At 54.3% G+C, this 26,059-nt stretch carries 26 protein-coding genes and 1 pseudogene; 8 read left to right on the top strand and 19 right to left on the bottom strand.

Features of this window, described 5'->3' with window-relative positions:
- Positions 1-23 precede the first annotated feature (23 nt).
- From ACR0MP_RS10950 to ACR0MP_RS10920, 7 genes are all read right to left on the bottom strand, one after another.
- Entirely contained in the window at positions 24-1,592 is a 1,569-nt protein-coding gene (locus ACR0MP_RS10950) for a trimethylamine methyltransferase family protein (protein WP_170402627.1), read from the bottom strand.
- A 25-nt stretch (positions 1,593-1,617) separates the two neighbouring features.
- Entirely contained in the window at positions 1,618-2,817 is a 1,200-nt protein-coding gene (locus tag ACR0MP_RS10945) for an aromatic ring-hydroxylating oxygenase subunit alpha (RefSeq protein ID WP_480886770.1), read from the bottom strand.
- A gap of 8 nt (positions 2,818-2,825) precedes the next feature.
- Positions 2,826-4,892, bottom strand: a complete 2,067-nt coding sequence (locus ACR0MP_RS10940) for an oxidoreductase (RefSeq protein ID WP_480886768.1) — start codon at positions 4,890-4,892, stop codon at positions 2,826-2,828.
- 94 nt (positions 4,893-4,986) lie between these two features.
- Entirely contained in the window at positions 4,987-6,042 is a 1,056-nt protein-coding gene (locus tag ACR0MP_RS10935; RefSeq protein WP_170402638.1) for an extracellular solute-binding protein, read from the bottom strand.
- A 17-nt stretch (positions 6,043-6,059) separates the two neighbouring features.
- Complete coding sequence (locus ACR0MP_RS10930) at positions 6,060-7,154, bottom strand: ABC transporter ATP-binding protein (protein ID WP_480886767.1); 1,095 nt, start codon at positions 7,152-7,154, stop codon at positions 6,060-6,062.
- 20 nt (positions 7,155-7,174) lie between these two features.
- Positions 7,175-7,969, bottom strand: coding sequence for an ABC transporter permease (locus tag ACR0MP_RS10925; protein ID WP_480886766.1), 795 nt, complete (start codon positions 7,967-7,969; stop codon positions 7,175-7,177).
- A complete protein-coding gene (locus tag ACR0MP_RS10920; RefSeq protein WP_170402647.1) occupies positions 7,966-8,829 on the bottom strand; it encodes an ABC transporter permease in 864 nt (287 codons plus the stop codon). Before ACR0MP_RS10920 ends, ACR0MP_RS10925 begins: the two co-directional genes overlap by 4 nt.
- A gap of 190 nt (positions 8,830-9,019) precedes the next feature.
- On the opposite strand from ACR0MP_RS10920, the gene ACR0MP_RS10915 reads away from it, so the two are divergent.
- The 3 genes and pseudogenes from ACR0MP_RS10915 to ACR0MP_RS10905 all read left to right on the top strand — a co-directional run.
- Entirely contained in the window at positions 9,020-9,661 is a 642-nt protein-coding gene (locus ACR0MP_RS10915; RefSeq protein ID WP_170402650.1) for a TetR family transcriptional regulator C-terminal domain-containing protein, read from the top strand.
- A 257-nt stretch (positions 9,662-9,918) separates the two neighbouring features.
- A complete protein-coding gene (locus ACR0MP_RS10910; protein ID WP_170402653.1) occupies positions 9,919-10,095 on the top strand; it encodes a hypothetical protein in 177 nt (58 codons plus the stop codon).
- Positions 10,096-10,233: 138 nt separating this feature from the next.
- A pseudogene (locus tag ACR0MP_RS10905) lies at positions 10,234-10,338 on the top strand (nuclear transport factor 2 family protein); the annotation flags it as partial.
- A gap of 45 nt (positions 10,339-10,383) precedes the next feature.
- On the opposite strand, the gene ACR0MP_RS10900 reads toward ACR0MP_RS10905, so the two are convergent.
- The 11 genes from ACR0MP_RS10900 to ACR0MP_RS10850 form a co-directional block, all read right to left on the bottom strand.
- Positions 10,384-11,328 carry a YHYH protein gene (locus ACR0MP_RS10900; RefSeq protein ID WP_170402656.1) on the bottom strand — a complete coding sequence of 315 codons (945 nt, stop codon included), beginning with the start codon at positions 11,326-11,328 and terminating at the stop codon, positions 10,384-10,386.
- A 75-nt stretch (positions 11,329-11,403) separates the two neighbouring features.
- Positions 11,404-12,342: a 3,5-dioxohexanoate:acetyl-CoA acetone transferase gene (gene kce, locus ACR0MP_RS10895; protein ID WP_170402660.1), complete on the bottom strand. Its 939-nt coding sequence runs from the start codon at positions 12,340-12,342 to the stop codon at positions 11,404-11,406.
- Between the two features lie 4 nt (positions 12,343-12,346).
- Entirely contained in the window at positions 12,347-13,375 is a 1,029-nt protein-coding gene (locus ACR0MP_RS10890; protein WP_170402663.1) for a branched-chain amino acid ABC transporter permease, read from the bottom strand.
- Positions 13,372-14,235, bottom strand: a complete 864-nt coding sequence (locus ACR0MP_RS10885; protein WP_170402666.1) for a branched-chain amino acid ABC transporter permease — start codon at positions 14,233-14,235, stop codon at positions 13,372-13,374. The genes ACR0MP_RS10890 and ACR0MP_RS10885 overlap by 4 nt, the downstream gene beginning before the upstream one ends.
- Position 14,236: 1 nt before the next feature.
- Entirely contained in the window at positions 14,237-14,944 is a 708-nt protein-coding gene (locus ACR0MP_RS10880; protein WP_170402669.1) for a branched-chain amino acid ABC transporter ATP-binding protein, read from the bottom strand.
- Complete coding sequence (locus ACR0MP_RS10875; protein WP_170402672.1) at positions 14,937-15,665, bottom strand: ABC transporter ATP-binding protein; 729 nt, start codon at positions 15,663-15,665, stop codon at positions 14,937-14,939. Before ACR0MP_RS10875 ends, ACR0MP_RS10880 begins: the two co-directional genes overlap by 8 nt.
- A 50-nt stretch (positions 15,666-15,715) precedes the next feature.
- On the bottom strand, positions 15,716-16,996 hold the full coding sequence (locus tag ACR0MP_RS10870) for an ABC transporter substrate-binding protein (protein WP_170402675.1): 1,281 nt from the start codon (positions 16,994-16,996) through the stop codon (positions 15,716-15,718).
- Positions 16,997-17,039: 43 nt separating this feature from the next.
- Positions 17,040-17,963, bottom strand: coding sequence for a 3-hydroxyacyl-CoA dehydrogenase family protein (locus tag ACR0MP_RS10865; RefSeq protein WP_480893746.1), 924 nt, complete (start codon positions 17,961-17,963; stop codon positions 17,040-17,042).
- 3 nt (positions 17,964-17,966) lie between these two features.
- A complete protein-coding gene (locus ACR0MP_RS10860; RefSeq protein WP_480886760.1) occupies positions 17,967-18,752 on the bottom strand; it encodes an SDR family NAD(P)-dependent oxidoreductase in 786 nt (261 codons plus the stop codon).
- 11 nt (positions 18,753-18,763) lie between these two features.
- Positions 18,764-19,108, bottom strand: coding sequence for a cupin domain-containing protein (locus tag ACR0MP_RS10855; RefSeq protein ID WP_480886759.1), 345 nt, complete (start codon positions 19,106-19,108; stop codon positions 18,764-18,766).
- 61 nt (positions 19,109-19,169) lie between these two features.
- Positions 19,170-20,006, bottom strand: a complete 837-nt coding sequence (locus tag ACR0MP_RS10850; RefSeq protein ID WP_480707254.1) for a cyclase family protein — start codon at positions 20,004-20,006, stop codon at positions 19,170-19,172.
- Between the two features lie 217 nt (positions 20,007-20,223).
- Between ACR0MP_RS10850 and ACR0MP_RS10845 the strand changes: the two genes are divergently transcribed.
- Positions 20,224-20,970, top strand: coding sequence for an IclR family transcriptional regulator (locus ACR0MP_RS10845; protein ID WP_170402689.1), 747 nt, complete (start codon positions 20,224-20,226; stop codon positions 20,968-20,970).
- Between the two features lie 436 nt (positions 20,971-21,406).
- Positions 21,407-21,676 (top strand): hypothetical protein, encoded by a 270-nt coding sequence (locus tag ACR0MP_RS10840; RefSeq protein WP_170402692.1) that lies wholly within the window; start codon positions 21,407-21,409, stop codon positions 21,674-21,676.
- A 392-nt stretch (positions 21,677-22,068) separates the two neighbouring features.
- Here ACR0MP_RS10840 and ACR0MP_RS10835 read toward each other — a convergent pair whose 3' ends face one another.
- A complete protein-coding gene (locus ACR0MP_RS10835; RefSeq protein ID WP_170648700.1) occupies positions 22,069-22,449 on the bottom strand; it encodes a hypothetical protein in 381 nt (126 codons plus the stop codon).
- Positions 22,450-22,521: 72 nt separating this feature from the next.
- Between ACR0MP_RS10835 and ACR0MP_RS10830 the strand changes: the two genes are divergently transcribed.
- From ACR0MP_RS10830 to ACR0MP_RS10820, 3 genes are read left to right on the top strand one after another with little or no spacing between them, the layout of a single operon-like run.
- Positions 22,522-24,219, top strand: coding sequence for a recombinase family protein (locus ACR0MP_RS10830; RefSeq protein WP_480886756.1), 1,698 nt, complete (start codon positions 22,522-22,524; stop codon positions 24,217-24,219).
- The gene (locus ACR0MP_RS10825; protein ID WP_480886899.1) at positions 24,141-24,992 is read left to right on the top strand and encodes a plasmid partitioning protein RepB C-terminal domain-containing protein; all 852 of its coding nucleotides are present in this window, start codon (positions 24,141-24,143) and stop codon (positions 24,990-24,992) included. Before ACR0MP_RS10830 ends, ACR0MP_RS10825 begins: the two co-directional genes overlap by 79 nt.
- Entirely contained in the window at positions 24,989-25,888 is a 900-nt protein-coding gene (locus ACR0MP_RS10820; RefSeq protein ID WP_170648706.1) for a plasmid partitioning protein RepB C-terminal domain-containing protein, read from the top strand. The genes ACR0MP_RS10825 and ACR0MP_RS10820 overlap by 4 nt, the downstream gene beginning before the upstream one ends.
- Positions 25,889-26,059: the final 171 nt, after the last annotated feature.

Raw genomic sequence — 26,059 nt, 5'->3', positions numbered from 1 at the left:
GCCTGCCCTACCTGCAGCAGCGCTTATCCAGCGCGCATTGCATCACGGGGCAATTTGATCGGGAACTTGGACCGAACCTCTTCGTCCGCCTTGCTACCAAAGTAATTCGGGTAGTGATTGGACAGAATGTCATCCACTACGGATCGGCTACGCTCGAACATGTCCTGACGACCCGCTTTCTCCCAAGTATCAGTCAGCTCGCGGTCCATCAGTGTCGGGTAGACATACTCGGTTTCCATGTACTGCAATGTCTGAGTATTACCGAGGAAATGTCCGGGATTGATCGCGCATTCATGGATGACGTCGACTGAAAGCGTTTCATCACTCACCTCAATCCCGCGAAGCGTCCGTGAGATCATGCCCGCAGCTTCGTTGTCGATGACCATCGACTCAAAGCTACAGCCCATCAGGCTGCCGAGCATTCCGCCAAACTCGCAGAGCCGGTTGGCACCGGCATGAGCCGCCAAAGCGAATGTCAGAGCTTTTTCTAGACCATATTGCGCATCGGGGATTTTGGAATCCGTCATACCACATCCGACGCTGGTCGGCAGGTTGTAGAAATTGCCCATTTGGATAGCTGCCGCGGATATCAACGCCTGCTCACCACTGCCGCCTGTAAACGATCCAGTGCGCAGATCGGTAATAAACGGCCAAGCTGCAAAGACAACGGGGGTGCCCGGGTTAATCAGGTTGGCAATGGCGACGCAAGATAGAGTCTCGGCGACGGCTTGCGCCAAAGTCCCGGCCAGAGGCGCAGGCGACGTCGCCCCAGCTTGCGGTGGAACAGCCAAATCGCAGACAAGCCCCATCTTCGCTGTATCAATCAGGATCTCCAAATTTTCCCGCCCGAACCGGAGCGGGGACACTATGGGACAACCGCCAAAAATGACCGAGGGTTTCTCGAAGAATTTGCCCTCCCCGCCTGATGCCAGATCGAACAGATGAATCGCGTCCTGAATGTGCTCTCGAGTACGGAACGTCAGGCAAGATGGTTTTTCGCTACCCGCCAGAATGGCGTAGAGCATGCTCATGTCATGCTCGTAGTCCTGCGGCACATCCGTTGCCAGAACCGTATCACCGGTCATGTGGATGTTGTCGAGCCGGTCAACCAATCGGGTAAAGTCGTAAATGTCCTTGAGTGTTGATGGCCGGAAACTGCGAGTCTCCGCGTCGAAAGTTGTCACAGCAGTACCGGAGTTTGCGTAATACACCTTGTCCTTGGTGCAGTGCATGTCGTCCTTACCGGCTCGCGAGCCGCGTGCGTGGACATAGAACTCGCTGGCAGCCTTCGCCAAAAGGTCTTCCATCAACGCGCGAGGGAAGCACAACCTACCATGCTCGTTCACCATCGCCCCTTTGGGCAGCACGAGATCAAGAACTTCCTGCGTTGGATCACCGACACCCGTACGCTCCAGAATGCCAAGAGCGGCTTCATGAATGCGCGACATGTCAGCGTCTGAAAGGGGCTTGTACCGCCCACCCGAAATGCCCGGCCAGATTGCTTGCGAGGCGACGTTGCTGGTTCGCACAGCTGCACGTGCTTCACGCCCACCCCCGCGCCGTCTTGATCTGCGCTTCGTCAACTCTGTCATAGTATTTCTCCGAATTCTGAGCGTGTCAGATCATGCTGAAGTAATTGCGATAAAACCCGGGGATGCTCCACTCCATCTCGGACAACGGCCCTGGGACGAAATGGTGCGAGTTCACGCCTTCCTGATTGTGTCGTATGATCCGCTCGTCATCGAGCGACGTGACATGCCAAAGCCATGTCAGAGTATCCTTGTCATAGTCGCGACCCTCTTCAGCGCCTCCGCGTACGTACCAAACGATCTGAATATCCGTTTCCTGCAGCGCGCGAGGGACGAAGCGATACCCGACCATGTGATCTGCATAGACGAGGAAGTAGTTCAGTGTGCCGATCCCCAGATCAGTTGCTCCGCCATCGTGGGATTTCAGTTCGCCCAAAGGCGGCGCCAGAGGCGCTCCATCCTTGCTGCCGGTCACATAGCCGGGGAACAAAGGGTAGCGCCGCCAATAAACATCTGCGCCCGGCGCGTCCGCATTTTCTCCTGTCAGATCAAGTTCCTCGGTGGGCACTCCGGCTTCTTTCATCCGTTCATTCAATGCCCCGCTAAACTCCAGAACCTGGGCTGGATCTTTCAGGGAATGGCTACGCGAATAGTCCTGATGGGACGGCGCGCAGTGATAGCATTCCAAGTAGTTCTCAAGGGCCAGTTTCCAGTTCGCCGGAACCGGGTATGATGCCTCGTGCGCGACTTTCAGGTTTTCAAAATCGAACGGCTTCGAAAGCGGGGTCAGCCTTTCCAGGGCAGCATCCAGCGGCGGAGCATCTTCTGTGGCGCAGACAAAGATCAGGCTCTGAAAAATCTTCACCTGAACAGGGAACAACCCGTACTGGCTAGGGTCAAAGTCCTGTCCCATCGATCGCCCGTTTCGTAGCTTGCCGTTCAGGTCAAAAGTCCATGCATGATAAGGGCATATGAAGTTGCGCACCTTGCCTTGTTGTTCAATGCAAACCCGCGATCCTCGGTGGCGACATACGTTCAAATGCGCTCGCACCTCGCCCTCACGATCCCGAACGACAATGATGGACTCGGGCCCATAGTCGAACAGGAAATAGTCGCCCGGTTCAACGACCTGACTAACGTGGCCGACCCAGATCCAGTTACGGTTCCAGAACGCGTCGATATCGTTCTCGTATACTGCTTGAGACGTATAGAAGTGTCGAGGCAAGGCGAACCCCTCCCGTTGCGCGTCCATCAAGTCGCGCATTACTTGCAAGTCATCTTTTGGCATTGCGCACCTCATGCAGATTCAAGGGAAACGATTTCCCGGCGGAAGAATTCACGGTCGATGTCGTCCGCGTTACGTTCGAAATTTCGAGCAGCCATGTGACCCGAGTATACAGCGTCCGCGATCAAGCCCGGGTTCGCGGCATCTCCGATTAATTCCAACGTACGCAGCGGACTTTCATTCAACCCGCAAAGCTTGTCGTAAAGGGCGGTTTCTCGCATTCGTTGCGTCACCAGAACGACGGAGCCGCATTCAATGAAATTCTCTCGCCCCGTGTAGACGCACTGCAATGTCGCCTGACCTGGCGCGACATCGACCAAAGTCTGGGACAGATTTAGGTGAACGCCTTTTTCCAACAGACTGCGTTGCACTTTAGTCTGCTCCAACGTCAATTCGGTAAACGGCGAAACTATTGAGGCCGGCGTCACAAAGAAAACCTCTCGCCCGGCCTGAGCCAAATGATCCGCCAAGACTCCACCGAGATAGGCTTGATCATCATCGTAGACCAAAATGGGGCCGTCCTGCAGCATGACCCCGGCCATAACATCATCCGGAGTGAAAACCTGAGAACCTGAATCGATTGACACACCGTGGAATGCAGATTTTCCGCGCCCGTCTCGTCGCCATTTTGCGCCCGTTGCAACAAAGACGTTCGTAATACCCAGTTCGACGACCTCACTGGCTGACAGTCGGCTGTCGGTGAACAGATGAACGTTCCCGCGTTGTTGCAGGTCGTAAATTCTGTGATCTGTCACGCGCTTCCAGGCGGATAGCCCGATCAGGCTAGCTTCCTGCAACACGCGGCCGCCAAGCTCTTGCTTTGCTTCCGCCAGAGTTACCTCGTAGCCCCGACGCGCCAATTGCATGGCGCATTCAAGCCCGGCTGGTCCACTGCCGACAACGAGCGCAGCTTCCTCTTCTACCCGACGCTCAATGATCTCAGGATGCCATTTCCTCCGCCACTCTTCGCCCATAGTCGGGTTTTGTGTGCAGCGTATGGGGACGCCGAGAGAATCGGATGAAACACAGATGTTACAACCAATGCATTCGCGGATTTCTTCGATGCGACCTTCCTTGATCTTGTTGGGCAGAAACGGATCAGCGATGGATGGTCGCGCCGCGCCGATAAAATCAAGGATACCCTTCCTGACCAGTGACGCCATCAAGTCCGGAGACGTTAGACGCCCGACGCCGACAACAGGCTTAGAGGTCACTTGTTTCACAAATTCGATATATGAGGTTTGAAAGCCGTCGCGGGGCTCGAACCGGGTCGTCGCAGAATCGTTGCTCCAATCCGCTACGTTAACATCCCAAAGGTCTGGAAGCTCGGCCAGAAATTCGACTACAGCACGGCCTTCTTCCTGCGCTTGCATGCCGTCTGACCCAAGCATTTCATCAACCGCAAACCGCAAGGCAATGGCGCAATTGTCTCCAACCTCCTCCTTGGTTTCTTCCAGAAGCTCGTAGGTCAGTCGCACCCGGTTCTCCAACGAACCTCCATATTCATCCGTCCGATCATTGAACTGTGGCAGCAGAAAATGATGAGGCAATGTCATGTGATGCCCGGCATAGACATACACAATGTCGAACCCGGCTTCGCGCGAGCGACGAGCCGCAGCGCGATGCCACTTGCGGAACTCACGAATATCCGACTTGTCCATGGCTCTGGCCTGTTTCGGGTATGGGGTCTGCAGGACAAGTTCTGATGGGGCCAGCAAGGGCGCACGGGTCAGGTGGTTTTGGGCATGGTGACCGTTATGCGCCAATTGGATTGCCGCAAGCGAGCCCTTCTCATGAATTGAGTCGGTTATTAGACGCAGTGCTGGAATATCCTGATCGTCCCAAATTCGGTTTTCAGAATAAGGAGACAAATCCGAAGTCGGATGAATCTCAGCCTCCTGAGTGGATACAACCGCCCAACCGCCCTCGGCTTTCATCGCCCGCATGGCAGCTTCGGCCTGAGGTCGCAAATGACCCAAACCATTGCAGTGGGGCACTTGGTAGAACCGGTTACGAGCCGTTACTGGCCCGATCTGAACCGGTTCGAAGAGAACAGAATATCCGTCAGCGCCTGACATTACCGCGCTTCCTCCAAGAAAATCGGAATTAGTTTCGTGGGAATGGAAGGTTTCCTACGTCCCCACCATTCCCGGCTGTGTTGTAAGAGTGCCTTTAGAAGCCAGCTTTGATGCGCTCGAATTCCTTCAACATCTTGGCCTCCAACTCGGGGTTAACAGCGTCAAAGAAAAGGCTGCCTTCAAAGAAGCTGTCCACATCCGAGAACCCGTAGGTTTCGATCAGTTCCGGGTCAGCTTGGGCAAACGCGTCCTCGTTGGCGTGTGCGTATCCCCAGCTTTCGATGATGTATTTACCGCTTGCGGCAGAGCTGAGCGCGTTCAGCATGTCATAGACTTGCTCATCCGACTGTTTTGCAGATTTCAGATGCACATAACCGCAGACCCAAGTTGCGATACCTTTGTCCACATCACGCATCATGGCCGCTGGCGTTTCGTTCCAGATCAGGTTCAGTTCCGATTGGTTCCATCCCCAACCCAACGTGACCTCACCGCTGGCAATTGCCTGATCCAGTTGGCCGGCGTCAGACCAATAAAAGCGTACGTTCGGATGAATCGCGCGCAGATAATCTGCAGCTTTCTGGAATTCCTCGTCGCTCATGTCGGTATAGCTGGAGGCGCCGGTTGCCAGTGCCGCCATTGCAAAGGCACTGGAGGCGGCGTCTGGAATGGCAACTTTACCCTGATAGGCGGGATCGGCAAGTAATTGCAGTGAAACATCGTCCGCCGAAATCATATCGGTGCGATAGATCAGGCCGGTGTTGCCCCATTCGAAAGGCACCATGTAGGTCTGCCCGTCAATCGTGATGCCGTCGACCTCTTTGATCTTGGGCATCAACTTGTCCCAGTTCTCTAGCTTGTTGGTGTCGATCGGCTTGAGCATATCCGCCGCCACCCATTTTCTCAGAGCGTCCGTGCAGGGATGAGCCAAATCGGCTTCAAACCCGGACTGAAGCTTGGTAAACGCCTCTTCCACGCTGCCGAAATAAGTATAGCTGGGCGCGCCGCCGTACTTTTCGACATAGTCGCCGTAGAAGCCCTGATCCTCGTATCCGGACCAGTCAAAAACGGTCAGATCAGCGGCATTTGCTAGCGCTTGGCTGGCGGTAAAGATGCCAACTACTGCTGCCGTAAGTGATGCTGTTTTACTCATTTGTCTCCTCCCAAAGACTAGCGTTTGCCCAAGTCGATCACCGAGGCGCTTTGAACGCCAAGCCAGACGGTGTCGCCGCGGTTGTGATCGACTGTGTGAAAATAGTTTGGCACTGCGACGGCGATGCTTTCTTTCAGACGATCGACGCGCACATAGTAGTGGACGCTCTCACCATAGAAGGCGACGTCCGAGACCTCGCCTTGAACAAGAGCATCGTACCCATCCGGTTTTTCCGCACTGATTTCCAATTGCTCAGGCCGAACGCCGACAAGAAGTTCTTTGTCATGCACCTGAACATTTGGGTTCACTCCGATCGTCATCTGCCCAAAGCCCTGAACGTTGACTTCCAGCGCTTCAGGGTTCTCTGCCGTTACCTCGGCATCGAGAAAGTTCATTCCGCCGATGAAAGAGGCCACTTCCCGGTTACAAGGTTGGGAATACAGAACCTCAGGCTTATCCACTTGCTTGAGCTGTCCAGCGAACATGACGCCGATCCGATCGGACATGGTCATCGCCTCGTATTGATCATGCGTGACCATCACGAAGGTAATTCCAAGCTTCTGCTGCAGACGGCGCATTTCCAACTGCATCGCTTCGCGCAGATTTTTGTCCAGCGCTGATAAAGGCTCATCCAGCAGCAAAACCTTCGGTCGCATGACAAGCGCACGAGCGAGCGCCACACGTTGCCGCTGACCACCGGATAACTCATTGGCCTTGCGGTCCTGCAATCCGCCAAGCTCAACCATCTCAAGCGCCTCGGCCACGCGTTCTTTGATTTCCTTCCGCGAGAGCTTTGTCTTGCGTAATCCAAAACCAACATTGTCGCCGACATTCAGGTGCGGAAAGATCGCGTAGCTTTGGAACACCATATTGGTGGGGCGCTTGTTGGCAGGCACCTCTCCCATCGTTCGACCATCGATTCGGATCTCGCCTTCTTCGTGATCTTGAAAACCTGCAATAATGCGCAACGCTGTTGTCTTACCGCAGCCCGAAGGCCCAAGCAGCGAAAAGAACTCACCCTCTTTCAAGGTCAGGTTCAGATCAGACACAGCCACAAAGGAACCAAAGCGTTTTTCGACGCCCTGAATTTCGATGATGTTCTGTTCGCTCATCTTACTCGTTTCCTTTGGCTTCAATCAGAGGATTGGATGGAACGGCGGCGGAAGTATTCGGCAATCAACAGCAGCAGGACTGAAGACAGTAAAAGCAGCGACCCCAGCGCCAACGTGTTGGGCAATTTTGCCGGAAAGCGGATCTGGCTCCAGATATAGACCGGCAATGTCGGGCTGTTCCCGGATAGGAAAAAGGCCAGGACAAATTCATCAAACGACACGGTGAACGTCACCAGCAGGCTGGCGATGATGCCGGGCGCGACGATTGGCAAGGTAACACGCCGAAACGTACCCACGACGCTTTCACCAAGGTCGAACGCGGCCTCCTCCAAAGACTGGTCGAAATCGTCAAATGCAGATTTCATGATCGACACGGAGAAGGGCAGTGCCACGAACACATGCCCAAGGATCACCGTTGTCAGCGATGGCTTCAAACCGATACTGATGAACAGAACCAGCATCGAGCTGGCGACAATGATACCGGGCACGACCAGCGGGAGCATGACCAGACCTTCGGAGAACTCCCGTCCTTTGAAACGGTACCGGACATAGGCGCGCGCGGCGAACAGGCCCAGAGACGTCGCCATCAAGGCAGTCACACTGCCGACGATCAGCGAATTGACCATCGCCTGCAGCAACGTGTCTTGCTGACCCAACTGCGCGTACCACTTCAACGTGAACCCCTTTAGCGGGAAAGCCACGATGGTTCCGTCATTAAATGAAAACAGCGGCAAGAGCAGAACTGGCAGGTACAGAAACACCAGATAGGCGTTCGCGTAAACAAGCAACCATGGGATACGAATAGCCTTGGTCATCTGATCCTCCGCCCCAGTGCGGTGACGACCACCACAAACAGGATTGCGACGCAACCGACCGAAAGCATTGCAAGCAGGGACAGGGTTGCACCCAATGGCCAATTATTGGCCGCGCCAAACTGAACCTGGATCAAATTGGCCACCATTTTTCCCTGCGAACCGCCGACCAGGGCTGGCGTGACATAGTCGCCAACCGTGGGGATGAATATGATCAAGCAAGCGGCGATGATCCCTGGCGCCGTCAGGGGCAAAGTTACGCGCACAAACCGTTCCAACTTGCTGCACCCTAAATCGGTTGCGGCCTCCAAGAGGCTGCGGTCGATCTTTTGCAGCGACACATAAATCGGCAGGATCGCAAACGGCGCCCAGGCATGTGCAAGTGTAAGGACAACGGCGAATTCATTGTAGAGCAGGAATGTAAGCGGCTCCTCTATCAGCCCCAGCGAAATCAATGCTGAGTTCATCACCCCATTGAAGCCAAGGATCAATTTCCAGCTGAACACCCGCAGCAGGTAGCTGCTCCAAAACGGGATGGTAATCAGCAATAGCCAGAGGGTTTTTTTCTGCGTCCGAAATGCGATGAAGTAGGCAATCGGATAGGCCAGACCGACCGTCGCCAATGTCACTGCCCCCGCAATCGCGACCGACCGGACCATCAGATGTCGAACCAGCGGGTCGGTAAACGCCTCTTGGTAATTCGCCCAGGTCAGTGTGCGGTCAATCTCGACATAGGTCTGGGTCCAAAAGCTGTAGGCGACAAGAATGCAAAGTGGAACAGCCACGAGCAGGCCGACATAGAGCGTCGCAGGCGCGCTCAGTGCCAGGCCCTTGCCCGTTTCACTTCGTAGTACTCCGGCCATGCTTCCCTGCTGAGCTTCGTTTTCGGTGGCACGACAATGTCGATCACAAAATGGACAATTGTCCATTTAAATCTGGAATTTTTGGACTAGCTGTGTCAACTGATAATTTCGCAACTGGGGATGGCCAATTTCACACTGGCCATTAGAAGACACCGCAAGAGACTGAAAACAAACAGAGCCGCCTGATCCAATGACTGGAAGACGACAAGAAATACGCGAGCGAAACCGCCTTTCCCTGATCGAGGCAGTACTCGACTCGGTTGCAGAAAAAGGGATTTCCGAGACTTCCGTCAGCGAAATCATTCAACGCGCCGAACTGTCCCGCGGCATGATTCACCTTCATTTTGGCGGTAAAGACAATTTGGTTGACGAAGCGGCCCGCTATTCATCCGAACAATACTACAATGGAATTTATGACCTGTTGGAAACGACTGGGCAAACCGGACAAGAACATATTGAGATGATTGTTCGGGGCGACTTGAGTGAAGCCATTCTCAATAAGAAAAATGTTTCCATTTGGTACGCGTTTCGAGGCGAGGCCCGAAACAGAGCGGCAATCGCTGCGTTTTCAGATACCCGCGACGCTAAGCTTCGTAATCTGGTTTTCAACGCTTTCGCTCGAATTGCGAAAGAAGCTGGAACCGAACACCCTAATCAAGTTGCTAGGGATGCTACGCACGGCACACTCGCAATGCTGGAAGGCATGTGGACAGATTACCTACTCCACCCGGATTCATTCGATCGCGACGAAGCAATGAGAATTGTTTTTCGATTTCTGCACGCAATGTTCCCGAAACACTTTGACCTACAAGGGGCCCTTTTGTTTGAGTAAAACTTGCGACAAGCTTTCTTTCTGGCCACTTTAGAAGTGGATAGTATAAGTCTTTCAACCAGCGAGATGGATACATGGAAGTGGCACATAATGTTCATTCGAACAGGCTGTAACATTCAGCAAAAAAGCCGCGTACGATCTTCCGGCCGTGGCCTTGACGTTGACCTAACTGCCATCACCAACAGCGGTCTCAGGAACACGGTCGTCTCGAACCAACTAACGTGGCGGTTAGCCAAATTGAGTTTCTGAGAAGGTTCATGGCACAAAACGACGAAATTCTTGCTGCGTCTGAAGAAATTTGTTCGGCGCTGAATAGCGTGTTCAACAAGAATCCGAGACCAATGAGCAGCGTATGGTTACTTAGCCATGGCGTTACAGCGATGCGCCCCAATGGTAGGAGCGAAGTGGGCTTGGATGCTATTTGGATTGCATAGAAGAATGCCGCAGAATTTTTTGAATGTGGGATGGTTGAAATGAAGGAACGCATCATCTTCACATTTGGTCACTTTGTTTATGAAGTTGGGTTAGAAAAAGGGACTTTCCTCCCTTGAAGCAAACGGGTCGAAGTCGCACACAGAGCCACAAACGTATTTCGCCGTATTGGGGGCAGTTGGACGATTGCCCATCACCACACAGACAAATCAGATGGCGCCATCAAAGTTTTTGAGAGCTTGTAAACTTGACTCTAATAGACTTTCGGTGATTGGAAGAGCCAAGACAACTCACCGCCTTTTGTCAAATGACTGGTCAGGTTGTCCGACCAAACAGTTCAGCACCCATGGATAGCTTGTAGTGACATAGTATCCATACTCACCATCCACAATCATGCCATTGCACTCATCCAGGTCGCCAGCCCCGGTGAACTCGTAGTCGTCGATGTATGTCCCGTCCGGAGTGCCACCCGGCCCTTTAGGCGGAGCGGGTCTCGGCGTGGTTTTAAGTTCATAGCCAGAGATCGCCGGTCTAATTTTGCCATCGCTGTCTTTGAATATCGTCCCGTAGATCGGAAAGCCGTCAGCTGCGAAGCCAATAACTGGTGACGGCTTATCAAGGTCGTGATCCAAAAACAGAGCATTTGGATTGGAATGGTAATGATACCTTCCGTCGGGCTGGGCGTGGGCATTGTGAAGATCCACACCAAAATACTGATCGTAGGACGGGGGATCGAGCAGCCAAGGATCCGTGTCTCGACACCCCGCCAAAACGTTGCCATTCTTGTCTGCTCGCGGCCCGCTTGGGCGATAACACCCGGCCGAGAGCAAATCGACCGGCACGCCATTCAACAAAATGGCATCATAACTCCGTTGCGACAGTGCAGTTTGTTTGGGGGCTTTTTCTGGATTTCTGGGAACCCGAAAAGTGCCTGACAATTCCTTTACATCGTTGGCGAAGTTGGCTGTAGGCCCGTTGAAATCATGGTTAGGAATGCCATTGGTCTTAAGAGTACACTGCTGACTATCTGCCGAGATTTCGAGTTCGGAGTTAAAATGTTGCTGGCGGGTGACGTCTTCCACTGAAGCGGAATACACGCCAGCATAGTCCGCGCAATCTGCTGATCGGTTGCTGAGCAAGAGATTGGTAATGTCCCGAGCTGCGTTTTGCGCATGAGCCTGAACCGCCGTAAATCCTGTCAGAAGCGCACTGAATGTCAGAACTTTCAATCGCATGGCTCAAACTCCTTGGGCTTTCGTAAACTCCAAAAAAATGTTGGTCGAAGAAAGTAGTCATTGGTCATCCTACCTTCAGAAAGCGACGCGGTCTCCGCCTTTCAAGTCCAGAATTTCCCTTGCTTCATCAGGGGTCGCGACCTGACTGCCCAAATCTTCTACAATACGTCGGATTTTAACGACTTGCTGAGCGTTGCATTCGGCCAGTTTTCCACGAGAGATAAATAGACTGTCTTCAAGACCGACCCGAAGGTTACCACCCATCTGGCTTGCCGTCGTGGCAAGGGACATCTGTGCTCCACCTGCTCCCAAGACCGACCACCGATAGTCGTCACCGAACAGCCGGTCGGCAGTACGTTTCATGAAGATCAGATTGTCGACTTCGGGTCCAATGCCCCCGAGAATGCCAAAGATGAACTGAATGAAAATGGGTGCCTTAAACAGCCCGATATCCATGCAGAATTTCAGGTTATACAAGTGGCCCACATCGTAGCATTCATGTTCGAACTTGATGTCGTGCGGCGCAAGCGTTTCCGCCGCCTCGCGAATGTCCCGGAACGTATTGCGAAAGATGTTCTGATCGGAGTTCGCGACATAGTCCTTCTCCCAATCAAACTTCCAATCGTCATCGCCATATCGGTGAGCCAGCGGATGAAACGAGAAGTTCATCGAACCCATATTCATCGAGCACATCTCGGGGCTGAAAGTCTTGGCCGGGTTGATCCGGTCTTGAATGGATAATGTCAGCGATCCACCGGTCGATAGGTTCACAACCGCGTCGGAGGCCTGTTTTATGCGCGGCAGGAATGGCGCAAAGTCATTAGGTTCAACCGATGGCGACCCGTCCTCAGGGTTTCGGGCATGCAGGTGTAGGATCGACGCACCGGCCACGGCGGCTTCGATCGCCTGCCTCGCGATGTCATCATAAGTGTATGGCAGCGCCTCTGACATGGTGGGCGTGTGGATTGCTCCTGTTACAGCGCATGTGATGATCGTTTTTTTCTGACGAGCCATGGATTCAGTTTTCCTTGGATTGCCCGATGCGCTTTACGCGATAGCCCAGCGGGAAAAGTTGCAGATCATAGCGGCTACGGATCGCGCCCCAGATGCCTTTTGGTGCCTTGAGCATGACGACAATTGCGACCACGCCGAGAACGATCAGGTAAGTTATTCCTAGGTCGGCCAGCGTTTCGCGCAGCGCAAAGAAGACGAGTGTGCCGATGATCGGTCCTTCGATGGTACCGATGCCGCCGATCACTACGATGAAGATGACGAAGGCAGTCCAATCATTGACGCTGAACGCCGCATCCGGCGATATGCGCAGCTTTTGCAAGAAGATCAGCGCGCCGATCATCGCCGTGAATGCCGACGTGACGACGTACACTATGAACTTCGTTCGCCAGATATCGATGCCAAGGCTACCGGCGGCCAGTTCGTTGTCCCGAATTGCCGTCAACGCCAAACCTTGGCGCGAACGCAGGAAGAGATACACGGCGGTTACAACCAGCACGGCGGCCCCGAGTGCCAGCCAATAGCTCAGCGCCTCACGCATCGCGCGCCCGGACGCCAGTGATTTCACGATGGCAACGGGCAGCGAAGATCCTGACCCTCCACCAAGCGCTGAGATTTGCGCGAAGCTCAGCCGGAAGACTTCAGCGATGACCCAGGTGCCTATTGCAAAATATGCCCCCCGAAGCCTGAAGATCAGGACGGCGACCGGGATCGAGATCAACGCTCCCAGGACCCCTGCGGCTGCGATGGCAACCAATGGATGCAAACCGCCCAGCATCGTCAGTGCAAACAGCATATAGCCACCGATGCCGACATAGGCCTGCTGACCGACCGACACGAGACCAGCGTAACCCGCCATGAGGTTCCAAAGGGTGGCGAGGGATAGGTAGAGGAAAAGTTCACCCATCAGGCGCATGTCCGCGCGACCTGCCCACCAAGGGGCTGCAATTAAAACAAGCAAGCTGATCGCGGCCAGGATCGCAGCAACGCGGGCTGGTTTCGAAGAACGGGAAACCGAATATTCTTGCAGATTCATCCGGAAACCCTCGGGAACAGGCCGTTCGGACGAACGGCAAGAATGACAAGGAAAGCAATATGGCCGGCCAGCACTTGCCAGCCCGGATCAATCTTGGCTCCGATGGTTTGCGCGACACCAAGAATGACGCCACCAATGAGCGTGCCCCAAAGGTTGCCAAGCCCACCGATAATGACAGCCTCAAAGCCAAAAATCAGGCGACCGCCTCCGATGGACGGGTCAAAGCTTGTCCGAATGCCAAGCAGAATACCGGCGATTGCTGTCACGCCGAGGGCCAGCGCCATGGCCAGTCCAAAGATGTGCCGACGATTGAGGCCCATAAGCTGTGCGATGTCTTGGTTATCGGACACAGCTCGAAATGCACGACCGAGTGCGGTGTGATAGAAAGTCCATTGCAGCCCCCAGATCACCGCAACAGCGATCCCGAAGGTCAAGAGCGGCAGGATGCCAAGCGTCAACCCTCCAACTGCGACGCTGGCAGTTTCGAGTGCACCAGCATCAAGGTCTTGCGGATCAGCGGTGTAGACCTCCAGCAACCCGTTCTGGATAATTACACTAAGCCCAAAGGTCACAAGCAGCGGTGGAAGAATATCGTCGCCCAGAGTTTGGTTCAGCAGGCCGCGTTGAAGGGCATAACCGATTGCCGCCATAGCGGGAACAACGATCACCAATGCGGCCATCGGATGCATCCCCGTCGCGGTCGTCACGGTCAGCCCTAGGTACGCGGCCAGCACAATCAAATCGCCATGAGCAATATTGACGAGCCGCATGACTCCAAAAATCAACGACAGACCTGCGGCAAACAGCGCGTATAGCCCACCCAGCAAAGTTCCCTGCACGATAGCGTTCAGCCATTCCATATTATTCGATCCCGAAATACGCGCGCGAAATGTCTTCGCGCGAAACGGTGTCGGACGCACTTTCTAGCGAAACGCGCCCCTCTTGCAGACAGTAGACCCGGCTTGAAACCGACAGTGCCTTGGTTATGTCCTGTTCGACGATGATTGCGCTCATGCCCTCGCCGATGATGCCGGGCAGCGCTTCGTAGATGTCTTTGATGATGATCGGGGCCAGCCCGAGGCTGATTTCGTCGAAGAGGAGCAGATCGGGATTGGCCATCAACGCGCGCCCGATGGCGACCATCTGCTGCTGACCTCCGGAAAGCGATGTTGAGGCCTGATCTTTGCGCTCATCCAGGATTGGAAACAGGTCGTAGACAGCTTGCAGATCCCAGGGACCTTTGCGCCCAACCTGAGCACCGATCATTAGGTTTTCTTTGACCGATAAAGACGGAAACAGCTGACGACCTTCGGGCACCATCGCCAGACCTAATTCGGCGACTTCATCTGCGCGAAGGCAGCTGATGTCCCTGCCCCTGTATTGGATCTGCTCCGGTTGGTTCGCAAGCAACCCGGTGATGGAACGCATCAGGGTTGTCTTGCCTGCACCGTTCGCACCGATGATGGCCAGAACCTCGCCCTCGCCGACGTCCAGATCGACCTCATAAAGCGCTTGGAAATCACCATAGTAAGAATTCAAACCGCGTGTCTGGAGGATCGGATCAGGCATCAGCTTCGATCCCCAGATAGATTTCTTTGACTTCGGCGCTTTCCATGATTGCCTGCGGCTCTCCCTCGGCGATCTTCTTGCCAAAGTCGATAACGATCAGGCGGTCAACAACGGCCAGCAGCGCATGAACGACATGTTCGATCCAAATGATGGTAACGCCAGAGGCATGGATATCTTTGATGGTCTGAACCAGTGACTTGCACTCGGCTTCGGTCAAACCACCTGCAATCTCATCGAGCAACAGCAGTTTGGGCTTGGCACACAAAGCACGTGTCAGTTCCAGGCGTTTCCGTTCCAGCAATGTCAAGCTTCCGGCAAGAACGTTTGCCTTGGGCAGCAGCTCTGTCTGGTCCAGAACTTCCAGACAAAACCGTTCTGCCTGATGCCCACGCATGCCAGCTGATTGCGTGGCGGCGATCATCGCGTTCTCAAAAACGGTCATTCCCGAAAATGGCTGCGGGACCTGAAAAGAACGTGCAATACCAGCATGGCTGCGCTTTGCCGCGCTCCATTTCGTAACGTTCTGCCCACTGAATTCTATCACCCCGGAATTTGATTTGAGCGTCCCAGTGATCAGATTGAACATCGAGGTTTTGCCGGCACCATTGGGGCCGATTACCCCAAGCGCTTCGCCTTGTTGGACTTCATAGCTCATAGCATCGGCGACAGTGACTGCGCCAAATGCCTTGCTCAGGTCCTGGAGTTTCAAGATCGTCGTCATGCGTCTCTCGGATAGAGGGTTCGGCATCAAGTTTGGTGCCGAATTCCTGGTCAACCCAGCAGTTTCATGTCTGCTGTCACCGGCACTTCGGGCGCGGTGCTGTTTGCTACGATTTGCAGCTCATAGGCGTCTCCGGACTTCTGCCACTGGCCACCGACCAACGGAGTTTTGGTGACGTTGTTCATCGGCCCATCACCCCAGTTCACCGGCCCCACAATTGTGTTCAGGTTGGTGGATGTGATTGCCGAAATGATCGAAGACGGGTCTTCCAGATCATCAGCCCGTTTGATGACGTCCGCGACGACCTCGAACAGAGCGTGTTTAAAGCCAAGGGGTTGAGTCCAAGGACGGCCCGACTTTGCCGTATAACCTTCGGCAAGGTCCTTCGCAGAAATACCTGTGAGTGAGGACGAGAACGGATGATGCGGTGACCACCAGACCTCGGTCGATAGCCCGTCACCACGGTCACCCAGCGACTCAATGACGGATGGGAACAGAAGTGCCTTGCCAATGGTCACGACCTTGGGGTTGAAGCCTTGCTGGGCGGCCTGGCTCCAGAACGTTGCGAAATCGGGGGGGATCATGTTGCCAGTGACGATTTCGCAGCCAGCAGCCTTGAACGCTGCGATCTGGTTTGAGAAGTCATCGGACAGAGGCTGATAGCGACCGGGATCGGTGAGCGAGTATCCGGCGGCGGCGAGCGGTTTAGGCAGGCCCAGTTCCGCATCGCCCCAAGCATTACCGTCGGCATCGTTGGGGAAAAGACCACCAACTGTCTTGTTCACGCCAGTTTTGTCCCACATATCAAGGAATGCGGCGATCACATCCTCAAGGCCCCAGAAGAAGTGATAGGTGGTTTCAAAACCCTCACCGGGAACGCCGTTGCGACCAAAGAAATACGGCTGCCACGGACAGTCGGTAGTGATGCAGGGAACTTCGTTGATCTCTGCCTGGTCGGCGACAGGGTTCACTGTGTCCGGAGTTGACGCCGCCACGATGATATCAACTTCATCACCTAGGATCAGGTCTGCGGCGACTTCTGCTGCTCGGTTCGGGTTGGACTGGCTGTCTTTCGAGATGATCTCGACATTCCAAGTTTTTCCGTTGTTGTCCAACCCGGCTGAGAACACTTGTTGGATGGCCTGAAGCACGTATTCATCAGCCTCGGCAAAACCAGCCAGCGGTCCGGTGCGCGGGCTGACATTGCCGACACGCAAGGTCGGGTTCGCAGCATAAGCACGCGTCGCCCTCAGGATTGCCGGTGCCGCAATTGCTGCCGTTGCCCCGGCGATGAAACTACGCCTGGTGGCCGTTTTGAATGTCCTTGTCATTGTGTCCTCCCTTCACCAGCCTGCCGCCAGTGTTTGATTGATCTTACAAACTCTTCTCGAGATTTTTCAGATGTGTCGCGACACGTTGGCGAACCTGATCCGCCTCGCCCTCGGCCCATATCCTGAATCCTTCGCCAGACTTCATGCCCAGCTTGCCCGCTTCAACCAGCGACTTAAGATAGGATGAAGGGCCCCTTTGTGCCTCAAGATCGTGCAGCACGTTTTCGTGGATATCGAGCGTCAGGTCAGTGCCCACCAGATCAGCGTTTTCCAGCGGACCAAGAACAGCAAGCCTGCGCCCAAAGCTGGACTTGATCACGGTATCGACGGCTTCGGCGTCACAAATACCGTTTTCCACCAGACTGACCGCTTCGCGCCACAACGCATGTTGAAGGCGATTGCCGATAAAGCCGGGCACATCTTTTTCGACCATAACCGGCGTTTTCCCGGCATCTTTCAGCAGATCGAGCATAGTCTGCGCGATCTCAGGGTCTGTCCACTGGGTCTTGATGACCTCGACCAAAGGGATCATGTGCGGCGGATTCCACCAATGGGTTCCCAATGCTCGGTTTTTCAGCCGCAAACCGGACATGATCTGGGTGATTGGCATGACCGAGGTGTTCGACGCGAGTATGCAAGTTTCTGGTGCATGCGCCTCGATCTCAGCAAAGATCGCTTGCTTGAGCTCGAGCTTTTCGGGTGCGGCTTCGAACACGGCATCAGCGTTTCGCACAGTACCTTCCGTCGTCGCAAAAATCTCAATCATCTTGAGGGTTTTCGTGATTGTAACCTCATCATCCCCCATTGCGGCCATACTGGCGCGAATGCGGTTGGGCACGGTGACGCGCGCTTCTTCCACGGGATCGGTAATGGCGACATATTGGCCCGCCTTCGCCAAGGTAAGGGCAATGCCGTGCCCCATAAGGCCCGCGCCAATCACCGCTATTTGCTGCTTCTTGCGCACCATCCGTTAACCCGCCGTATATCCGCCGTCGGCATGAAGGATATGCCCGGTGTAAAAATCAGATGCGCGCGACGCGAGAAACAGGAGCGGACCCGCAAGGTCTTCCGGCTCACCCAGCCGCCCTTTTGGAACACGGGTCAGGAAGCCATCGCGCACTGCCTTCGCTTCGTCGGTGTCTTCAAACATCCAAGCCGTCAAAGGCGAACGGAACACTGTCGGTGCGATCGCGTTGACGGTAATCCCTGTTGGACCCAGCTCACATCCCAAGGATTTGGTTATCCCGTTCACTGCAGCCTTTGACGCACAATACGCCGTGTAACCGGCAGGGTGTCCAAGGATGCTGCGCGCAGAACTGACGAAAATGATCTTGCCATATTCGCTTTGCTTCATGTGTGCCGCCGCTGCGCGCGCCAATAGCCAGCTCTGGTTCACGTTGGCGTCCATCACTGCGTCAAAGGTTTCCGGCGCCATTTCGTTGATAGGAGCAACTTTGTTCATACCAGACGCGACAACGAGAATGTCGAGCTTACCAAAGTTGTTCACGGCTTCGTCGACCAATGCCTCACATGACGCTTCATCAGTCGGGCGCGTATTTATTGCGACGATCGTGGCACCAAGTGACTCGCACTCTTTGGCAATCTCATCGAGTGCATCCTGATTGCCTGCAGCCAGAACCAGGTTGCAGCCAGCGCCAGCCAGGACGCGCGCAGCAACCATGCCAAATGCGCCGGAGGCTCCGGTGACCAATGCGACGTTGTCTTTCACGTCAAACATCTTGAGTGGATCAGACATTCTTTTCGTCCTCAGCTTTCTGACGGATACGGAATGACAACCAGCATTTTGCAGGTGTGGTTCGCGCGGTTTTCAATTTTGCGCACTTCGCCCGGTGCGATCGTGCAACTGTCCATGGGGCCGAGAGCGGTTTCTGTGCCATCAACGATGACGGTCATTTCGCCTTCCAGAACGACGTAGACTTTCTCAAAAGGCGTGGAGTCCGGCCCTGCCCCACCGCCCGGAAGGAACTGACTGAAGCCGACCCACTGATTTGTCGGCCCGCCTTCTTCAAACCCCTGCAAGCGAAGCCCGTGACATCCGAAGTGGCTCGGTGCTTCGTAAGGTTGGGCGTCCTGAAACCGCTTCAGATGCATGTCCGTCTCCGCTCAGTTGCAATGGCGGCCGCCGGCGAAACGGCGACCGGTCCGTGAGTGTTCAGAAATCTTCGCCAGCCTCGATGCGGTAGGATTGGTTCTTATCGATCATCGCCACCAGTCGGATAATGCAGCCATCGCCGCGGTCCCAATTCCACGGAAAGAACGCGAAGGTACACCGCTTGCCGGTCACCGCATCCAGATCCCCACCGACATTTTCGATGCCGAGAATGCCTTTGGAAAACAGCATATTGTGAACCGGTTCCCACTCAGGGAAATCAACCTCCCATGGCGTGCCGCCTGACCACTCAAGATACTCTTTTTCGAGGTGTGGCATGATCGGACCGTTTCGCTGCGGACCGATGGCAGTTGCCAGCGGGTGATCGTTCGCCTGGGTATCGTGGCCAACGACTTTCACACCTTTCTCGATCATCCACTCGGCAGCAGAAGGAACGAGACCCGGGCAATAAGCAAAATAGTCACCGTCTTCGTACTGCTTATGCCAACCGGTGTTGATGATCAGAACGTCGCCCTTGCGGATTGAGTGCCCGCAAGCCTTCTCCAGATCATCTCCCGTGATTTGCTCCCACTTCTTCTTGGGAACCGAGACTACCAATCCCGAACCGAAGAAATGCGGCAGCGGCACCTCGTCGATGAACGGCGTTCCCTGAACAACATGGGCCGGTGCATCAATATGAGTGGTAACGTGCATCGTCGTCGTAATCGTCTGAGACAACACGCCTGACTTGGCCATGTAGTGCTTTCGGTCGATCTGGACGTCCTTGAAATACGGCCAGTTGGGGCACTGAAACCCGTATCTGTGGCTCAGGTTATAAAACTCAAGCCCCATGTCGTTGTCGGTGTTTGCCTGAAACTCAATGCCACGGATTTCGACCATTGGGCACATCTCCTTTGTTCGCCGACAACGCGGCGGTGTTCGCTTTTCAATTGTCTGGGTGGCCTCCCCACCTGTCCCGTATGATGATGCATACGCACCGCATTATGGTCAACATAAAAACTCACTATACGGTTGACTTGCACCGCATTGTGATACAACACTAAAAAATCGCTAGGTATCCAGAGCTACGATACCAAGGCAGGATGAGGTAGGTTAAATGTCTGAAAAAGCGGATAAAGGTGGCATTCAGGTTATTTCCAGAGCGGCCTCGATTTTGCGTGTTCTGAAAGAAAACCAATCCGGAATGAGCTTGGGAAAAATCGCCGAGCGTGTTGACCTGCCCCGCTCTACGGTACAGAGAATCACAAGCGCTCTTGCCGAGGAAAACCTTGTCATAGCGGATGCAAATGGGGGTGGTTTGAGGCTCGGTCCCGAACTAAGCGCTCTCGCGGGCGCGGCGCAGTACAGCATCGTCGAACACTGCCGTCTGCTTTTGACGGAACTGACCCAAAAGACCGGGGAAACCACAGACCTAGCCGTCATGCGCGGTATCGGCATGGTTTTCTTAGATCAGGTCCCAGGCGTCTATCGATTGACGACCGTTTCGCAAGTAGGCGAGGTTTTTCCGCTGACCACCACTGCAAATGGGAAAGCTTGTCTCGCTCAACTCGATGAAGGAGATGCGACAAAGCTTATTCAGAACGAATGGGAACGGAACGGTATCCAAAGGAATTTGGATGAGTTCCTTTCCGAACTGAATACAGTCCGCGAACAGGGCCTTGCCTATGATTTGGACGAGCATTCTGCTGGTGTATCGGCTATCGGGTTTTCTTTTGTCGACTGGGTGGGAGACCTGCACGCGATCTCAATTCCAGTACCAACGACGCGATTTGCACGGCAAAGAGCAACCATCGAACAAGCGCTAATTGAGACGTCCACAAACATTCATCAAACCTTCCAATAAGCTTGTGAAGCTGACTTGAGGCAGGTTGGGTCTCACGACCGATCTTGTCTGGCAGCCCGCGCTTCCAACGGAAAAAGTTCATACGTTGCAACCAACGGATTGCGGCTAGTTCCGCATGGTCGCGTAGGTTGAAATTCGTCTTGAATCGCAAGTATTGCAACCATTGGATATTTTGTGCCACCATAACGAACCATGAACATAGCAGAGCGGGTGTTATGTGAAGCGATCTCTGGTTGAGTGGTCCGTCCACAGCCTACCGGCCCAATCACCTAACACCACATTGAGCGGCTTTTTCCCGCCCCATTGATCTTGTTCGCTCAGTCCGATATTCAGACCGGCTGCGTTTTCGGCCGTCTATCCGAGCCCAGCCCAAAACCAACGAGCCAACCGATGGAGGGTGCCATGTAGTTCAGAAACTGCATGAAATGCCAATGACATGGCCCATTACAAACGCAAACGTCCCCGTACCGTACTTGGGAACGGGGACTCACGCCTAGGTCTGAGCCATCGTCTCGGAAAAGACCCGGATGATGTCCGATGGCTTGGCAATTGGCCACGCTTTCACGACATCACCTGTCAAACGCGTCCGACGAGACACAAATCCAAGGCTCTTGCGTTCGGCATCCTGAAAGGCGCTGATCCTGACGACCTAGTCTGGCCCGATGGGCGCAAAGACGCTGCCTTCCCCATCGGGCAACCCTATTAGACAAAACCGTGTCCTCGGCTGCGCCTGCGGGCCGCACCACTATTGTCGAATAGCATTGCCTCGCCCCCATCCGCGTTCGCCACGTGGCAGATCAGCAGGTACAGGCGCCTTCGGCGTCTGATCTGCAAATCAGCCCTGATTTTCCAAAAAGGAAGTCAGGATCAATGAAATCGGCTTAGGTGCTGGATGAAGGAATTAAGGCGAAATGGCAAGGTTCTGGCGCTGGTGGCAGAACTATGTGTCGCCTTACAAAAAGTGTCGGGCGACACATAGTTTTGCCATTCAACGACAGCTAAGCCATTGATTTTGAGTCATTCGATTTTTCATGGGCGCACGGGTTTTGCCATTTGCGACTCAAAGGCTTTCCATCACGTTGGAGCAACCGAAAGAGTCTATTCTGGTTTTTGATCGCCCTCATCGGCGCAAATCGTATCTAAATCACTCAAAATTCCGGCCAGTTCTTCTCTGACAAGCTTTAGCCGTGCTATCGATATCGCTTCGCTCCGTCCCGCCAATTCGAGTACAACCGCGAAAACTGTGTCTGAATGCTTCATCAATGCGATCAGGTTTTCGCCTGTTGGTCCGTATGAGCCAGATATCCAGTTCTTAGCCGTTCGTTCACATGCTCCAGTCCACCGCATCGTTGATTTTGTAGCTCGCCCTGCCCCACCCAGTTCTTGAGAAAGAGCGTCGCTGATCGCCTCCCTGTATTCTGACGCCGAAACGCGCTCGTCGCACTTTCGATGAAACGTGTTGCCCTTTTTATGAAACATGTTTCCGGACCTCTCCCTTTAGGATTGAGAAAGGAATCGCAGAGTTCCCGTACAGGTTTGCAAATTTGAGTGGTGGGAGCCGCAGCATTGAGTTGGCCGAAGAAAAAGACAGACAGGGAAAATCGCCGGAACGCCGCACAGTACGTCCGCATGTCGACAGAGCATCAGCGCTACTCGACCGAAAACCAGGCCGACGCCATCCAGCGCTATGCCGATGAACGCGGCTACAGAATTATCCGAACCTATTCTGATGCAGGCAAAAGCGGATTGAGAATTCAAGGCCGCGCAGGCCTATCGCAATTGATCGACGACATCGAAACTGGTCAGACCGAATTCGGAACTGTTCTCGTTTACGATGTCAGCCGTTGGGGGCGCTTTCAGGACGCCGATGAAAGCGCCTACTACGAGTATATCTGCAAACGGGCGGGCATTTCAGTCGAGTACTGCGCGGAACAGTTCGAGAATGATGGCAGCCCAATGTCCACCGTCGTCAAAGGTTTAAAGCGGGCAATGGCAGGCGAATACAGTCGCGAGCTTTCGCACAAGGTCTTTGCGGGGCAGCAGCGGCTGATCGAGTTGGGCTATCGACAAGGCGGCGCAGCTGGGTTCGGGTTGCGGCGGATGCTGATTGATGAAGCAGGACGTACCAAGGGCATTCTTTCGCGAGGTGAACACAAGAGTATTCAGACCGACCGAGTAACACTTGTTCCGGGTCCTGCCGATGAAATCGCAATAGTGAACCAGATCTTCTTGAGGTTTGTGAACGACGGTTGGTCTGAAGCTGAGATTGCGTCAGACCTGAACCAGCGCGGAATTCGAACCGATCTGGATCGGGATTGGTCACCGGCGGTTGTGCGTCAAATTCTGACCAACGAAAAATACATCGGGAATAATCTCTGGAACCGCAATTCCTTCAAACTCAAAAAACGCCATGTTCGGAACGATCCGGAAAATTGGGTCCGCGCTGTTGGTGCCTTTGAAGCAATTGTTGACGCCAACCTGTTCGACTCTGCCGGAGCAATTATTGCAGCCCGTTCACATGTATTGTCCGACGATGAAATGCTGGATCGGCTAAAGGAGGTTTTGGAGGAAAACGGCTACCTCTCGGGCTTTGTCATCAATGAAGCGCCAAAGCTTCCATCAAGCGGTGCCTACCAGAATAGATTTGGTAGCCTGTTGCGTGCTTATAGCCTCGTCGGCTTCAAGCCTGACAGAGATTACCGTTACATTGAGATCAACAGACGATTGCGCAGCCTGCATTCCGACATCGTCCGGGACATCATCGCCGGGGTCGAAGCCGTTGGCGGAGACGTCGTTCAAAGCCACAATGCAGATATTCTCATCATCAACGACGAGTTCACCGTTTCCATTGTCATCGCACGCTGCATGCAAACAGGCGCAGGCGCGTATCGCTGGAACATTCGACTGAACACCGGTCAGCTCCCCGACATGTCCATTGTCGTCAGGATGGGGCAGGCAAATAGAACGCCGCTCGACTACTACTTGCTGCCTACCTTTGACATGACCAAATCAAAGCTGCGCTTGGCGGAAAACAACGGTTTGTCCCTTGATGCATTCCGCTTCGAGAACCTGGCGCATTTCTTCGACATGGCCGCACGTACGCCAATACTGGAGGCAGCGCGATGGACCATGCGCCGGTCGGACACACTGTTCTTGTTCCTGTCGATGCAATTACCGTCGTCAACCCAAGGCTCAGGAACAAAAAGGTTTTCGACGAGATTACCGCGAACATCGCGGAGCTTGGGTTGAAAAGACCCATAACGGTTGCTGCGCGTGAGACTGAGGACGGAAGTGAGCCGGCATACGAATTGGTCTGCGGCCAGGGCCGTCTTGAGGCATTCAAGGTTCTTGGCCAATCTGAAATACCGGCGATTGTCATAGATGCCAGCAGCGAAGATTGCCTTGTTATGAGCCTGGTGGAAAACCTGGCGCGCAGGCACCACCATTCGCTGGACTTGCTCAGAGACATTGGGCGCCTCAAAGAAAGGGGTTACTCTGAAACTGAAATCGCCGCCAAAACGCAGCTGTCCAAGAAGTATGTCCACGGCGTCATCAAACTTCTGGAAAGTCACGAACACCGCCTTCTGCGTGCAGTGGAGAGCGGTAAGATTCCGGTCAGTGTTGCCGTTGACATTGCGGACGCAGATGACGTCGGCGTGCAACGTGTTCTGAGGCAAGCCTATGAGAAAAAGCTTCTGCGCGGCGGCAGACTCCTGGCGGCCAAGCGTCTGGTTGAGGCGCGCCAGAAGCATGGCAAGGGCCGCGCGCCCACTGGCGAACGATCGCGTAAAAGCCTGTCGGTCGAAAGTCTGCTTAAGACCTATGAAAACGATGTCGAGAAAAAGAAGGTGTTATTGAGAAAAGCAAGTGCAACGCGCAGCGAACTGCTCTTTCTGACACAAGCGCTCAAGACCCTGATGACTGACGAAAACTTCCTCACTTTGCTTCGCGCCGAAGGGCTAACCAATCTGCCAAAGCAGGTTGCAGACCGGTTGGCGCAATCCGAGGAGGTGTCCGCATGACGGTAACCAGGAAAGAACGGACGGTTGTAGCTGCTTTTGAACAGGAACTGGTGACACTCTCATTCGAGAACATCGCGCCGCTCTATGTGCTCACGCCGCAAAAGAAGGCCAGCATCAAATTCAAACAGATCGCCGCATCAGTTCAGGAAATTGGCCTTGTTGAACCTATTGTTGTGTCCCGCGACCCATACAACGCTGGTCAATACACTCTTCTTGATGGGCATCTGCGCCTTGAGGTTTTGAAAGACCAGGGTCAGACACATGCGCGATGTCTTGTCTCCAAGGACGACGAAGCCTTCACTTACAACAAACGCATCTCTCGTCTCGCGACCATTCAAGAGCACAAGATGATCCTGAGAGCCCTCTCTCTTGGCGTCCCGGAAGCCCGTTTGGCGAGCGCGCTCAATGTCAACATCAAGACCCTGAAACAGAAACGCCAGCTTCTGGATGGTATCTGCGACGAGGCGGCGGAACTGTTGAAAGATAAACAAGTGGCTTTGACCGGGTTTCAGATTCTGAAAAAGATGAAGCCAATCCGCCAGATTGAAGCGGCGCAACTGATGGTCGCCATGAACAAGTTCACGATCAACTACGCCCGGTCGCTTCTGGCCGCGACCCCCGAGAGCCAGTTGGTGTCAGCGGCAACGCCGAAAAAGATCAAAGGCATTTCGCGCGAACAGCTGGAGCTGATGGAGCGCGAGTCTGCCAATCTGGAACGCGAGGTCCGCCTTGTCGAAGACAGCTACGGTGCGGATCATCTCGATCTGGTCCTGACACGCGGGTTCATCGCGAAACTGATGCGCAGCGAGCAGATCTCACGCTACCTTTCGCTGCACCATGACGCGTTCTTACCCGCGTTTGAAAAGATCACAGAAAACGAGGCCTTCACTTCCTGAACCCTCACGGCTGATTGGAATTGATTTTGGGGACCCGGACCCATCAAGCGCGGGGACCGCAGGAGACGCCGCACGGTGGGGCGGATCAAGCGCGGCGATGGGGAGGACGGCGCACCCGTCGGAGCCCATCATGCCGGGCCAGACGCCCGGCAGGTTTGTCGAACGTCTGCG

The sequence above is a fragment of the Ruegeria sp. K3 genome, from assembly GCF_056531845.1.
The sequence above is the reverse complement of the archived record's forward strand: the minus strand, read 5'-3'. Positions and strand labels throughout refer to the sequence as shown.